The 13957-nt window shown below is 67.0% G+C and carries 11 protein-coding genes and 1 tRNA gene; 3 read left to right on the plus strand and 9 right to left on the minus strand.

The features are described 5' to 3' along the window. Positions 1 to 822: 822 nt before the first annotated feature. Complete coding sequence (locus ADK66_RS31395) at positions 823 to 1272, minus strand: hypothetical protein (RefSeq protein WP_157552398.1); 450 nt, start codon at positions 1270 to 1272, stop codon at positions 823 to 825. A 23-nt stretch (positions 1273 to 1295) separates the two neighbouring features. On the opposite strand from ADK66_RS31395, the gene ADK66_RS30700 reads away from it, so the two are divergent. Then, on the plus strand, positions 1296 to 2351 hold the full coding sequence (locus tag ADK66_RS30700; protein ID WP_082377390.1) for a serine/threonine-protein kinase: 1056 nt from the start codon (positions 1296 to 1298) through the stop codon (positions 2349 to 2351). A gap of 138 nt (positions 2352 to 2489) precedes the next feature. On the opposite strand, the gene ADK66_RS10830 is transcribed toward ADK66_RS30700, so the two are convergent. The 4 genes from ADK66_RS10830 to ADK66_RS10845 all read right to left on the minus strand — a co-directional run bounded on the left by ADK66_RS10830 (position 2490) and on the right by ADK66_RS10845 (position 7695). Next, positions 2490 to 3551 (minus strand): DNA cytosine methyltransferase, encoded by a 1062-nt coding sequence (locus ADK66_RS10830; RefSeq protein WP_053654004.1) that lies wholly within the window; start codon positions 3549 to 3551, stop codon positions 2490 to 2492. Between the two features lie 58 nt (positions 3552 to 3609). Continuing rightward, complete coding sequence (locus ADK66_RS10835) at positions 3610 to 4425, minus strand: type II restriction endonuclease (protein ID WP_053654006.1); 816 nt, start codon at positions 4423 to 4425, stop codon at positions 3610 to 3612. Between the two features lie 1109 nt (positions 4426 to 5534). Continuing rightward, the gene (locus ADK66_RS10840) at positions 5535 to 6764 is read right to left on the minus strand and encodes a DNA sulfur modification protein DndB (protein ID WP_157552400.1); all 1230 of its coding nucleotides are present in this window, start codon (positions 6762 to 6764) and stop codon (positions 5535 to 5537) included. 847 nt (positions 6765 to 7611) lie between these two features. Next, positions 7612 to 7695, minus strand: a tRNA-Tyr gene (locus ADK66_RS10845). Between the two features lie 147 nt (positions 7696 to 7842). On the opposite strand from ADK66_RS10845, the gene ADK66_RS10850 reads away from it, so the two are divergent. Further along, the gene (locus ADK66_RS10850; protein WP_053654008.1) at positions 7843 to 8337 is read left to right on the plus strand and encodes a YajQ family cyclic di-GMP-binding protein; all 495 of its coding nucleotides are present in this window, start codon (positions 7843 to 7845) and stop codon (positions 8335 to 8337) included. Between the two features lie 57 nt (positions 8338 to 8394). Here the strand turns inward: ADK66_RS10850 and ADK66_RS10855 are convergent, their stop codons facing one another. Then, positions 8395 to 8922 carry a dihydrofolate reductase family protein gene (locus ADK66_RS10855; protein ID WP_053654010.1) on the minus strand — a complete coding sequence of 176 codons (528 nt, stop codon included), beginning with the start codon at positions 8920 to 8922 and terminating at the stop codon, positions 8395 to 8397. Here ADK66_RS10855 and ADK66_RS32275 point away from each other — a divergent pair. Further along, the gene (locus ADK66_RS32275; RefSeq protein ID WP_231639999.1) at positions 8921 to 10012 is read left to right on the plus strand and encodes a MerR family transcriptional regulator; all 1092 of its coding nucleotides are present in this window, start codon (positions 8921 to 8923) and stop codon (positions 10010 to 10012) included. The two genes, ADK66_RS10855 and ADK66_RS32275, sit on opposite strands and share 2 nt — an antisense overlap. 32 nt (positions 10013 to 10044) lie before the next feature. Here ADK66_RS32275 and ADK66_RS10865 read toward each other — a convergent pair whose 3' ends face one another. The 3 genes from ADK66_RS10865 to ADK66_RS10875 form a co-directional block, all read right to left on the minus strand. Next, positions 10045 to 11304, minus strand: coding sequence for an MFS transporter (locus ADK66_RS10865; protein ID WP_053654012.1), 1260 nt, complete (start codon positions 11302 to 11304; stop codon positions 10045 to 10047). A 143-nt stretch (positions 11305 to 11447) separates the two neighbouring features. Then, complete coding sequence (htpX, locus tag ADK66_RS10870) at positions 11448 to 12323, minus strand: zinc metalloprotease HtpX (RefSeq protein WP_053654964.1); 876 nt, start codon at positions 12321 to 12323, stop codon at positions 11448 to 11450. A gap of 125 nt (positions 12324 to 12448) precedes the next feature. After that, on the minus strand, positions 12449 to 13930 hold the full coding sequence (locus tag ADK66_RS10875) for an NADH-quinone oxidoreductase subunit N (protein WP_053654014.1): 1482 nt from the start codon (positions 13928 to 13930) through the stop codon (positions 12449 to 12451). Positions 13931 to 13957 lie beyond the last annotated feature (27 nt).

Genomic DNA, 13957 nt, shown 5'->3' on the forward strand with positions numbered 1-13957 from the left:
GCTCCTGCGCCTCCCACAGGCGCTTCAACTCCCGGATGGGCTGGTGATTGTCGGCCGGCTTGCCGGTCCGCAATGGAACTGCAGGCCAACCTGCCCACCGGGCGAGCCGAGCAGACCGCCGCCTGGCGCACCATCGTCCAAACTTGGGTCAAGGCTCGCTTGACGGCGGCGCATCGGGCGGCAGTTAGCTCCCACGGTGGGCGGGTTGACGGCAAACGGACGGCGGGGGTGTAGTCATGCTGCACAAACGACTACGCGGTCAAATTGGCCCCTTTGTGACAAGACGCAGGTAACGTTGAGGTGACGAACCTCATCAAGATCCGCGCGTCTGGCTTTGTAAGCCCATACTTGGGCTCCAGTCGTTAGCACGCATGTTCGCGATGGTGGGAGGACGCTGTGGGCAGTCTGTTGGACATCGTTGCAGCAAGCGAGCGCAACGTGAACGAGCTATCTGACAGGGACCACCTCCGACAGGCCGCTACCCGGGTTGCGTCAGTAGCGAACAGTTATGGCATGACCCGTCTCATTGCCGCGAGCCCTGCGGCAGAGCGTCTTGTCGGCGCGGCGCTCCTGATGACCCCAGGTCTCCGCGCCTTGATGTATTCGCAAGGGGGGCTCGACCTTAGGGGAGAGCCGGTGCTGGTCGTAGACGTCAACTTGGCTAGTGGAACGGGGATGGCTAACGCCGCTCGTCGCGCTCGGCAAGCAGGGGCTGGCCGGGTGGCGGGAGCCGCTTTGCACGCGCTTCCGCATGCTGTTGGCCCAGCAGAGTGCGGCGTGGACTCCTTGGAGATCCTGCAGGTCTGATCTCGCCTCTGCAGGTCAGGCTGCTGACAGAGCACTGAGAGCCGCACTTGCAGCGCTTGCGCGAGTTTTGTCAAGCGCTCGGCCAGCAGACTCAGCCTTTGGCTTCGACATACCGAGCACCAGGCCGATTTCTTTACCCGTTCGTACCCATACGTCTGAGAGCCGGCTTTTGCACACAAAGCCTAACGCACCCTCGATCAAAAGCCTGTGACGAGGTGCGGCCGAACGACTCGCGACTGGGGCGAAGTCGGCAATGCGGATCACCGCTGCGTCAACGCCAAGCGCCGCGAGCTTGCTGCTTAGCTGCTTGGCCAGGTCCTCCCCTTGATCCATAACATAGTCGCTGGCAGTTTTCAAGTCGAAGGAGCCAACTGTCGTTGGGTCGCTGCGGGTGCCATCCAGGAGAACGCAGGAAACGACGGGACGCTTCGGCGTCATCGACACCGCGATACCGATGGTAGTCACTCGGATAACTTACGCTCATCGTCATGTCTGCGCCCGCACAGCCATACCCCGCCGAAGGGGAACGGATCAATGATCGCTACACGGCCACCAGGGATCTAGGCAAGGGTAGTGACGGACACGTCTACCTGGTCTTCGACGAGTACCTACACAAGGACGTGGCCCTCAAGATTCTCGCTCCACGTCCCGGTCAGACAGCAACATGGGACGAGGCCCAGCTGCTAGAGCAGTTGAAGTCGGAATTTCTCCTGCCTGTGTACAACGCGGATATATTGCACCCATCGGACTTAAGGTACCTAGCCATGGCCTACATGCCTGGCGGTGACCTCCACAAAAAGGCAACACCATGCGGGGTCGGCACGGACCAGGCGATCCGGTGGGCGATCGAGATTGCCCACGGACTTGAGAGGATTCACGCTGATCGTCTTGTGCACCGCGACATTAAGCCAGCGAATGTGTTCCTCGGGGAGAACGGGAAGGCGCTACTGGGGGACCTTGGCAAGGCTCATCGGCTCGACTCGTCGGGCAGCGCTCCGCCTGATGGAACTCCTGCAACGGTTGCTCCCGAGGTTTTATCCCGAGGTGCGTGTAGTGTCGCTTCGGACATCTACTCACTCGGGGCCACTATCTGCTACCTCCTGACCGGCAAGTTTCCTGTCGATACCCGTGGCGATACGGCGCGTGTCTTAGCGCGGGTCAAGGCTGGAGAGAAGAGACCTGTTCGAGACCTGGGCCCTCACATCTCGAAGAGTCTTGGGCAGGTCCTCGAGAAATGCCTCGCCGTGGACCCGGCTGCTCGGCCCAGTAACGCGCTGGAGGTAGCCAATCGGCTGGCAACCGCTGGCGTCCACGACCGGGTGTGGCGGCTTATCCCGACGCACGATGGCCACCTCCTATGCATGACCGGTGGCCCGAAGCGTACGGCGAAGGCTGTGACGGTGTGCGCAGTGCTAGTTAGCCCATCGCGCTGCGATATCCAGGTCACCTTGGCAACCGGGGCCCATGTTCGGCGGCACGAGCGGTCCGATGTGTCCCGCCAGCATGTCCTACAGGAGCTACGAACGCTCGCTCGCGCAATTTAATGCGGCCCTGCTGCTCGTCCTATCGCCCGAGCAGCGTGCCGACCGGCGCCTGGGCAGGTTAACCGGCCACCACGGTTCCTTCGGAACGAAGGTGGCGGCCCGCCCGGTTGTGCTGACTCAACCTGCCATCAAGTGAACCTACAACTCGGCGTCCTCGCCATGCAGTGCGCGGACTACCTTCTCCGCGAGCAGGGGCGGTACGGAGTTTCCTACTTGCGCTTGGACAGAGCTGCGGGTGCCGACGAACTCGAACTCGTCAGGGAAGGTGAACAGGCGCTTAAGCTCGGCGACGCGTAGGCGCCGGTTCTCCCAGTGGAATGGACCAATGTAAGGACCTGGCTGCGCCTGGATTGTCGGTGCGGGCTTATCGGGCGAGAGCTTGAGCAGGAACGACCAGTACTTGCCTCGCCACTTGAACTGAGGGTCCGGGTGGCCGCGGTTCTCTGTGTAGAAGAGGTAGTTGTCCCCTGGGGGGATATCGGGCAGAAGGTGACCGTACTTGCCTGCGACGACCTCCGCTGCCTCCGGCTCAGTCACGAGACCATCGAGTGCTTGCCCGGCGGTAACGTGTGGCTGGGCGGCGTGGCCGGTGGGGCTCCCCTCCCACAGGCCGCCATGGCTCGGCTGCGGGTGGGTTGGCAACGGCTCGGTCTTCGGTACGCCGAGAACGAACAGCCGCGGGCGAGCCTGCGGCACGCCGTAGTCTGCAGCGACCAGCACCTTCCACACGCAGTGGTAGCCCGCTGCGTCGATCTCCCGCATGAGCCGCTCGAACGCCGGCCTACTGGCCTTGTTGTTGTAGGTCAAGGCGTAAACGTTCTCCAAGACAAACTTCCGCGGCTTGGCCTCCCGAAGGACACGTGTGTACTCCTGCAGCAGCGACGCCGTCGGGTCGAGTCCGTCACGCTTCCACTCCAACCAGAAGCCGGACTTGGAGAAGGGCGTGCAGGGCGGCCCCCCGATGAGCAGGTCCGGCCGCTCCGTGTCACCGAGGCCCGCAGCAGCGAGGATCTCCTCCGTCGAGACCTTCAGGATGTCACGGGGGATCACTGAGGCTCGGTGGAAGTTCTTCTCCATGGTGGCGACGGCGTCGCGGTCACACTCCACAGCGGCGCGTACCTCGTAGCCGGCTCGTTCCGCGCCGAGGTCGAGTCCACCGGCGCCGGAGAAGAGGGAGATCGCTACACCTTGGTGGTCCACGGCTGGATCATGCCAGACAGAACCGACAAAGTCCTCCGTTGGCCTGACGTGCCGCCGGTTACTGCCCTTCTGCCCCATCTGCGGCTTCCTCAGCGGCCTTGTATCGCGCCAACTCCAGTCTCGTGGCCTCAAGCGCCTTCTGGTACTGGTTCTGAACCTCTTCAGAGATCGCGAAGTGGTACTTGCGCCAGTAGGCGTAGAACTCCTGGGGGGTCTTGAACTTGCCCCTGCCCGCACGAAGGTCGTCGATCTTTCCTACCGCCCCGATGTACTGCCTAGTGTTCGAGGATCGACTCTTGCTTGCTATCCGCCACGGCTGCTGGACAATGATCTCCAGGTCGTCAACCCTGTGGGGCAGGTCTGGACGGAGGGTATAGATCGCAATTACGTCAAGGTGCGACGAGTAGTCATTAAACGGCCGTGGAACGCCAGGCCAGTGCAGGTCCGGGTGCCTGAAGTATGTGTTTCCCGTATACAGGGTAATGTTGCTTTGCGTACTCTTGCCGCTGGGCGCCCGACGGGCGCATTTAATGTCAACCGCGTGGAATCCGCCGCCGAAAGCAGGACCGGTGATCTCCAAGTCGGGGTAGCCGCGGTCTGAGCCACGTGAGGCCTGTCCGCCCGCGATCCTGTGAAGACGGGCGATGATGAAATCAACGATGGAGACCTCAAGAACGTTCGCCAACGCCGCTGACTCCTGGGGCAGCGGGAGTATGTGGCCGCCCAGAGCAAGCCGCTGTTCGAGGTCGCCTGGATCGCCGGCCTGCAGAGGCCACGTTGCGATCTCGCTGTCCACCCGCAGCACACCGCGAAGGTCAAACTGGTACTCCTCGCACTGCTGGCGCAGCCACTCTTCGAGATCAAGAACGTCCATGGGTCAGGAGCTTGCCAGACTGATCGTCTCCAGTCCACGTGCGACCGCGAGCCCGCCACGTGGCGCCTTCGTCCTCCCAGCCGCCGCTCGCAGTGTGAACTTGGAGAGGAGTCTCCGATTCGTCGCGCTGGCGGCCTGAGCCGCATTCGACGAGCTGCCTTCCGGGGTGCCTCAGGTCAGGCCGCAAGGACGTCACGTAAGCGAGTGGTCGAAGACGCAGCAACCTTCGCGCAGTGGCGCAGCCTTTGCTGTCGCCCGAGGTCTTCACGCCCTAGGGTGGCGGAAGGTTCTCCGCCACCCTAGACGCTGGACTAGCTTTCGTTGCGCCACGGCCTGAAGTCGTCAGGGCCGATGTACGCGATCAGGGCATCCTCACCACGGGGCTGCCACAACAGCACCCAGGTATCAGCGCCATACCGGCAGGGAATCGGTACGAGCCACACAGGGTGACCCTTCGGGGTCCGAAGCGCCCGCCTCCTGGCCTCAGCCGAGTTCGGACGGTCGGAGACGAGATCGACGATATCCCAGATCGCGTCGACGAGACGATCTCTAGCGGGATCTGCGTTTAACTCGTCCAGGGCGCGAGCAGCGCCCGGTGAGAAAAGTGCTACCACTTCTACTCACTTTCGTGCGAACCGCCGCAATTCCCCTGTGGAATCGCGGTCAGGTTTGACGCTTCGGCCTGGCTGGCCTTTGGCGTCGAAGAGCAATCTCGGGGTTCTCAAGGAATTCGTCGACCTCTCGTGCCGTATCAGCTGCTGCCTGCAGCCGAGCTTCCGCGAGCGGTAGAACTACTGCTGGCGTGAGAACGATGGTGCCGTCCTCCTCCACGTGCGCAAGGTAGCGATCGTGCTCTGCCAGCGCCCCAAGGCTGATCCTTCGTCTGCCATCTACCTCCAGAAGGCTGCCGGTGCCTCGCTCGGTCATCTGGTCCCCTCTCGGTTGGTGCACGCCCCGGACGCTCCAGCAACGAACGACGCGTAGGGGCAGTGTACCAATCGGGGCAATGGGGCAACATGGCAAGGGGGCAACGAGTGCAAGCAAGGCGCGATGGGTTGCCCTAGGGCGAGGCGGGAGCCGCCCGCGAAGAAACTTCCGCTCGAGTTTCGCTAGAGCGCTAGCTGCTGGCGGACGGCGGCGACCGCTGCGGCGACGGGGGCTCGCTGGGTCGAGATCTTGCCCCCATCAGAGATGATGTTGTGACGCCAGATCGGGGCGTCGCGCTTCCAGTCGATCTTCTTGGCCAAGTCGAGGTAGCGGTCGTGGCGAGCCGACTCCGAGGGGTCCTTGCCGATCTCATACCCCAACCGCCCGATGATGTTCAGGCCAGTCGCCGTCAGGTTGACGTACGCGGCTCGCAGGTCCGGGATCCTGTTTGCGACACCTCCGCTGTGGGGCAGCCCCACGATGGCGTTCCAGGGCTCCATGTGCTCCGTCAACGTGTCGATCAACTCCATGGCACGCCGGATGAACTCGTCCTGCTGTTCGGTCGTGCCAATCAACTGCTTGGCGTGCCTCGACAGGCTGTCCTCTGCCATCGCGTAGTCGCTGACCAGTAGCTCCTTAACCATCCCCCGGACCTGGTTGAGCAGGAAAATATGCTGCGACATCTTCGGTAGCGTCTTCGACGTCTCGTCGATACGGCCCTTCAGCAGAGCTGACCTGTCGACAATCTCCGCAAGGACCCGGTTCACCGGCTCCCGCGTGTTGTACACGGCGAGCAGGCTCGCCGGAATCGGCTTCGTCTGCGCCGCGTCCGCGAAGTCCTGGTGGGTACGGGAGATGTCCCGCTCGTACACAATCAGAACTGCCAGGCCGTTGTGGCTGAGGCTCTCCACCTCGTCAAGGGCACCAGAGGCAGTACCGCGGCCGGCCGGGTACCCAGTAAGCGCAGCGATGCGGTGCTGACCGTCGGTGACGTAGAAGACGGTCGAGTCGTGGACCACCATCCAGGCGGCGCGCGTGGGAGCGTTCGACGCCTGCACATGCACCGATGGAAGGACCCGAACGTTCAGAGTTACAGGCGGCAAGATGTAGTTCCGCGAGTTCGCCACAATGTAGTCCTTGATGGACCGGGCGTGCTCTGGGATCAAGGGACGGTTGGTGCTCTCGCGCGGACTGGTCCCCTTCGTCGCCGGGTTCGACCTCACGTGGCGCTCTACGTACGGCAGCGGAAAGCTCGTGGAGAGCATCAGCCTGTCGCCCTGGTAGAACGCGATGCAAGGGAAGACCCTGCCACCCGATGAAGCAGCCTCCTCCAGCGCGGCACGCTGGGCCGCATCACTCGTGTCGTGCTCAACGGGCTTCGTTACCGTCGAGAACATCTGTCCTTCGGTCACAGCGCCTCCAAGGAACTCGGGATCGTCCGCCCGAGACAGTATCAGTCCACGTAAGACGCGCACAAGTCCACGTAAGAGAGTCCCTTGCGCACGTAAGCGTTCTGGCGTCAAGGACCTTCACCACTGGCCACCTAGCGACCGCGAGCCCCGGTCCAGTCCGTTCCGTTCGGCTCGCAGGGCCCGCTTCGGGTCCCGACGACGCCACGCCGAAGAGCGCTGACGAGGCACCTCGTAGCCGTCAGAAACGCCAATCAGTGTGCGGCTGACGCACACGCCCTTCAGCGACTGCCTTGCCAGCATTCACAGCTTCAGGGCGCTGACACGCAGAGGCGTTACTGCCGATTTCCTCTGTTCTGGATCAAGGCGCCGCGCTGCGCGCGACGCGGGGCGGTAACCCGGCCGGCGGCAAGCCGCCCCGGCCGCCTCCGGCGCCGGGGCGGAGAGCCACCGACTGCCGCCGGACCGCCGCCCCCCGACCCACGAGACCGGCACGATCACGGCCAGGCGGTACGGAAGCCGAACGAGTCGACCTGGTCGAGGGTCGGGGCTTCCGACTGCCGCGCCAGTCCAACCCCGGGACTGGCTTGCCCCCGGCCTGCCTCCCGTGGCCAGCGACACGCCAGCGCGAGAGCCCTCAGCCAGTCCCTACGCGCACGGCCCGCGCCAGCCTGGCAACGGCCGTCAACACCAACAGGCGAAGCCCCAGCGAAGCGCTCAGAGGCAAGATCGACCTGCCCACCATCTGCCCACAACCAGTCGTCAACGGCTGGACGCAGCCGGACTCGGCCAGACAAACGACAACGGCCCCCGATCAGCATTCCTGCTGGTCAGGGGCCGTTGGTGCTCCTGGTGGCGGGTAGAGGATTCGAACCTCTGTAGCTTTCGCGACGGATTTACAGTCCGCTCCCATTGGCCGCTCGGGCAACCCGCCAGGGCACCCCACCGCGTCGCAACGCGGCGGCGGAAGCAAGGATAGCGGCTCACCCCGGGACCGGCGCAACCGGGTACGGTCAGGGGGTCGTGCCGCTGGTCGGCGGCCGATGGTAGGACCAGACCGCCGGACAGCAGGAGCAGACGCATGCCAGCGAACCCGTCTTTCGACATCGTGAGCAAGGTTGACCGCCAGGAGGTCGACAACGCCCTCCGTCAGGCGGAGAAGGAGCTCTCGACGCGGTTCGACTTCCGCGGTACGGGCGCGGAGATCTCCTGGTCGGGTGAGGAGGCGATCGGCTTGCAGGCGGAGACCGAGGAACGGGTCCGCGCCGCGCTGGACGTCTTCAAGGAGAAGCTGGTCAAGCGGAACATCTCGTTGAAGTCGCTGGATGCCGGCGAGGCTCGACCCTCGGGCAAGATTTTCAAGATCGACTGCAAGGTGATCCAGGGCATCGAGACCGACAAGGCCAAGGCGATCAGCAAGAAGATCCGTGACGAGGGCCCCAAGGGCGTCCAGGCCCAGATCCAGGGCGACCAGCTGCGCGTCACCGGCAAGAAGCGCGACGACCTCCAGGCGGTCATCTCGCTGCTCAAGGGTGAGGACTTCGGCGTCGCCCTCCAGTTCACCAACTACCGCTAGTCAGGTCCGGCCGCCGCCGGAGGCGAAGCACGCTGGACGGCGGGTCGGGCCGCTCTGTCAACGGACGACGCTGTACCAGTGCGCGGTTTCGCCGGGAATCGGTGCCAGTCGCACCTGCGCACCGCCCGGGTCGTCGAACATGCGCACGCCGTCTCCGAGCAGCACCGGCGCAAAGAAGATCAGCACCTCGTCGAGCAGTCCGGCGCGCAGGCACTGTCTGGCGACGTCCGCGCCGAGGACGTTCACGTACCTGTCGCCGGCAGCGTCCTTGGCCTGCGCGACGGCGCTGCGCAGGTCACCGACGAACGTGACGTCCTCGGCTGGTTCGGCCGGCGGCCGGTGGGTGAGCACGAACACCGGTCCGTGGTACTGGCCTCCGAACGCTCCCTCACTGTCGGTGCCGCGGTTGGGGTCGTCGCCGCCGAAGGTGCGGTTGCCGGCCAGGATGGCGCCGACGTTCGCCAGCAGACGTTCGGCTGTCGCGTTCTCGCCGGTGAGGTGCTCGGTCAGCCACGACATGTCTCCGCCCGGCCCGGCGATGTAGCCGTCGAGTGACGCGGTCGCTGAGTACAGCAGCTTGGCCATGGTGGCCAGTCTGCTGGACCGGCTCAAGGCGGCAGATCAGCGGCACGCCGGCAACCGGAACACCGACACCACGGCCGCCGTCGCCAGCATTCGCAACATGGGGTACGTCGACGGCGACGGGCTAAGGCTTGCATCCGGTACCCGGGTACGGGCTTACCGTCGGATGGTGACCGACGAACACCCAGCGGCCGGCGACACGTGGGTTCCCGAGTCCTGCCGCCTGCCCACAGTCGAGCAACCCGTCCGCCTCGCCGAGTTCGACAGGTTCTTCGCCGAGTCCGTCCGGCGGCTCGACCGGCCGTCGGCACGACACCTGCGACTACACCTGACCGGCACGGCGGAGGCCGAGCACGCCGCGCGGGACCTGAGCGCCCGAGAGTCGGCGTGCTGCTCGTTCTTCACCTTCGACGTCACGCGGCACGGCCCGGACGCGGTGACCTTCGACGTTCAGGTGCCAGAGTCGCGCGTCGGCATCCTCGACGCCCTCTCCAACCGGGTACGCGCAGCCGGCAGAGCCACACCCGACGGCACGCCCTCAGCCGAACCCAGCACGCACGCACCCGACGGCACGCCTCCACCCGAAAGCAGCGCACAGGCGCCCAACGCCGCAGCCGCCCCCGACAGCAGCGCGCCGACCCCCGCAGACCCGCCCGCGACCACGCGCCCACGCGACGGGTTGCGCAGTGGACAACTCGCGGACGCTGCCGGGGTGAATCCGCAGACCTTGCGCTACTACGAGCGTCGTGGGCTGCTCGCCGCGCCCAGGCGCTCGCCGGGCGGGCATCGGCTCTACCCTGCGGAGTCGGTCACCCGGATCCGGGTCATCAAGACCGCACAGCGTCTCGGCTTCACCCTCGACGAGGTGACTGACCTGCTCGGCGCGGGCCGGCGTCCCCACGCACGTACCGGCCTGTCGGCCCGGGCCACGGCGAAGCTGGCCGAGGTGGAACGCAGGCTTGCCGACCTCACCGCCGTCCGGGACTCCCTGCTGGCGGCGATCTCGGCCGGCTGTGACGATCTGGTCGCCTGCGCGGGCAGCGCCTGCTGTCCGCTGCCCTTCGCTGAGGCTCAGCCAGCCCCGCGTGGGTGAGGTCGACGACCACAACAAGAGCCGGCACACGGTCAGACGGTGATCGGCTCTTCGACGCGTACCGTCGCGGTTTCCGCTCGGGCGATGGGCCCGGCGGGCAGTGCGGCTACCACGGCCGCGACGGCGACCGCCGCACCGGCGAACACGAAGGCCCACGGCACCCCACCGGCGTGATCCACGATCAGGCCGGCTCCCGCGCCGCCGACGGCGCTCGTCGCCACGGCCACGGTGACCACCCAGGTGTACGCCTCGTTCAGCATGCCCGTCGGGGCGATCCGGCCGACAAGTGTGTTCTCCAGGGTCAGCGCGGGTGCGATGGTGGCCCCACCGATGACAAGCGCGACGCCCAGCGCCAGGGGCGTGGGCATCAGCGCGAACACCACGAACGAGCCGGCCACCGCGGCGAGCAGCAGCGCGAACTGTCGGGTCATGTTCGCCGCCGGCCGGCGGACACCGAACCAGAATCCGCCGATCGCGCTGCCGACACCCCAGACCGCCAGCAGGATCCCGGCGAGGCTCTCCGGGTCGTCGGCGGTGGAGTTGCCGGCGTACGCGGGGACTGTCACACCTGCGGCGCCGAACGCGATGCCGAGGCCTGCCACGCAGACCAGCAGTGCCGGGAAGCCGGCTACACGCAGCGGGCCGAGCCCTCGGGCATGGTGCTCACGCGGGTGCGGTCGCCAGCCGCGCATGACCCGACCGAGGGCCACGGCGGTCGTGCCGACAAGGGTGACCACTGCCGCTCCGATCAGCGCGGCGGCGGCGTCGGCGAAGATGACGAAGCCGGCCACGAGCAGCGGCCCGAGCACGAAGACGATCTCGAAGAGCGAGGTCTCGGCGGCCAGTGCGGTGTTGCGCAGGGCGTATCGGCCGGAGTTGAGGCTTGTCAGCTCGTTCCAGGCCCCGCGGATGGCGGCGCTGAGCGGCGGGTACGTCGCACCGGCGACGCCGGCCGCCAGGTAGATGACCGGCAGGCCGTCGTCGCCCGCCCGGCTGGCCAGCAGCAGCCCGGTGAGCGCCAGCGGGTGGGCGACGGCGGTGACCAGCAGGACGGGGGTCGGGCCGACCCGGTCGGCGATCCGCCCGGCCACGGGGCTGAGCGCAGCGCCGGAGACGGCGTAGATCCCGCCCGCCGCGGCGGCGAGGGCGTACCGCCCGGTCACCTGCTCGACCACAAGCAGCAGCGCCAGCGGGGTCATGCCGATCCCGAGCCGCCCGATGATGCCGGCGACCAGCAGCATGGGAGCACCGGGAATCCGCCAGACGCCCAGGTACTGACGCAGCGCTGCCACCGTGGAACCTCCGAGATTGTAATGAGCGTGAGCCGTTACGACCCTAACGCCGCCGATCGGTGGGCTGGTACCGGATATCGGCCGCGACACAGCTCCGCCCGCACCCGGTGATGGGTGCGGGCGGAGTGTCGAACGTCAGCGGGTCAGCGCTGGAACTGCACAGGCCCCGAGTTGGCGGCCATCTTCTCCAGCCGGGCGACCCGGTCCTCCATCTTCGGGTGGGTGGCGAAGAGCGCCGAGACACCACCACCCCGGAACGGGTTGGCGATCATGAGGTGTGCGGTGCTGGTGAGCTGCCCCTGGGCCGGCAGCGGTCGACGCCGCGCCACCGCATCGATCTTGCGCAGGGCGCTGGCCAGCGCCAGCGGGTCACGGCTCAGCGCCGCACCCGAGGCGTCCGCCTGGAACTCGCGGCTCCGGCTGATCGCCAGCTGGATGATGCTTGCCGCGATCGGGCCCAGGATCAGGGTGAGCAGCAGCACAGCCGGGTTGGGCCTGTCCTCGTCGTCCCCGCCGCCCAGCGGGAGGAAGAACGCGAGGTTCGCCAGCAGCGTGATGATGCTGGCCAGGCCCGCCGCCACACTGGAGATCAGGATGTCCCGGTTGTAGACGTGTGACAGCTCGTGCCCGATCACACCGCGCAGCTCGCGGTAGTCGAGGATCTCCGTGATGCCCTGGGTGACGCAGACAGCGGCGTTCTGCGGGTTACGACCCGTGGCGAACGCGTTGGGCTGTGCCGTGGGGCTGATGTAGAGACGCGGCATCGGCTGCTTTGCCTCCGCCGCCAGCTCCCGCACCATCCGGTACAGCTCGGGGAACTGTGCCTCGCTGACCGGTTGCGCCCCCATCGAGCGCAGTGCGATCTTGTCGGAGTAGAAGTAGGAAACGCCGTTCATGACGAGCGAAACGACGACAGCGATGACCAGGCCGCCACTGCCGCCGAACCAGTAGCCCACCACGAGGATCAGCGAGGTGAGCAGGCCGAGCAGCGCGGCGGTCTTCAGACGGTTGTGGTGCACGATCTCTCCTTCGGTGCACGGATCGCCGGGATCCGTCGACCGGTTCAACAACCCGGTACCCACCAACCATCCATCTCAACGCTGAGAGTTCACTGAGACATGCCCAGGTCGGAGCAGGTTTCGGGTCAGCGACCGGCCAGGTCGAGCACCAACTGAGGGGCGAAGCCGAGCACCACGGCGGCCACCGTCGCCACCGCCAGCACCACGCCCACCACGGGTACGGCCGCCACGCCGCTCGGACCCGCGGGTGCGGCCAGGCGCGGCGGCGCCCAGAGCGCGGCGGTCACCCGCAGGTAGTACGCCAACCCGATCACCGCGTTCACCGCCACCACGAGCGCCAGCCACGCGCCGCCGCCGTCCAGCAGCGACCGGACCACAGTCACCTTCGCGAACAACCCGGCCAGCCCTGGCGGTAGGCCGGCCAGACCCACAAGCGCGAGACCGAGAGCAGCGCCCCGCCACGGGTGCCGGCGGGCCGCCCCGCGCAGATCCTCAAGCGTGCCGCCGTCCGCCCCCACCGGGCGCAACGCGACCACCCCGGCGAACGCCGCCAGCTCCAACACCACGAAGAAGACCGCGTACGCCATCGCGGCGGCGTACGCGGCGGACCGGGCCTCGTCCGTGCGGCCGGCGACCAGGGCCAACGCGCCGAGCGGGGCGAGGATGTAGCCGGCCTGGGCCACCGACGACCAGGCGAGGAGCCGGACGGTACGCCGCTGGCGCAGCGCCACCAGGTTGCCGACGGTCATCGTGAGCACCGCCAACAGGGCGAGCACCGGGCCGGTCTGGTCCGCCGGCAACGCCCGCTGCACCACTGCCAGCAGCGCCACCAGGCCACCCAGCTTCGACGCCGTCGACAGGTACGCGGCCACCGGCAGCGGCGCCCCGTCGTACGTTGCCGGCGCCCATGCGTGGAACGGCACCGCCGCCACCTTGAACGCCAGCCCCAGCAGCAGCAACGCCACGGCCGCGGTGGTCAGCGGCAGGTCCCGCAACTCCTGCCGCTCGGCGAGCAACGCGCCGAGCCGGTCCAGGTGCAGCCCGCCGGTCACCGCGTACAGCAGGGCCGCACCGAGCAGGGTGAGGGTGGTGGCCACCACACTGACAACGAAGAACGTCACCGCCGCCTCGGCACTGGCGAGGCTCCCCCGACGCAGGCCGACAAGCACGTACAGCGGCAGGGTCAGCGTCTCCAGTGCCACGATCAGGGTGATCAGGTCACCGGCAGCGCCGAGCACCACGCCGCCGGTCATCGAGCAGGCGAGCAGGAAGCAGAACTCCCCCACCGGCGACCGCCCGGCCCGAAGCGCCGGCACCGACAACCCGAGCACCGCAAGGGTGAGCAGCGCCACCACCGCGCCGACCAGAGCCGCCCGCCCGCCGAAGATCCAGGAGCAGTCGGCGCCGACGCAGAACGTCCGCCGCGGCTCCCCCGCGCCGACCAGAGCGGAGCCGACGGCGGTGCCTGCCGCGCCGAGCGCTGCCACCACCATCGTCGCCCGTGGCCGGGCCAGCAGCAGATCGGTGAGGAGGACGAGCACGGCGGTGCCGGCCGCCAGGTACGCCGGCAGCAGCGCCACGCTGTCCACGCTCTGCACCATGGTCACTGAGCCACCTTCGTTCGCGACTGCGGG

This window comes from Micromonospora sp. NRRL B-16802, assembly GCF_001279555.1.
Classification (GTDB): domain Bacteria; phylum Actinomycetota; class Actinomycetes; order Mycobacteriales; family Micromonosporaceae; genus Micromonospora; species Micromonospora profundi.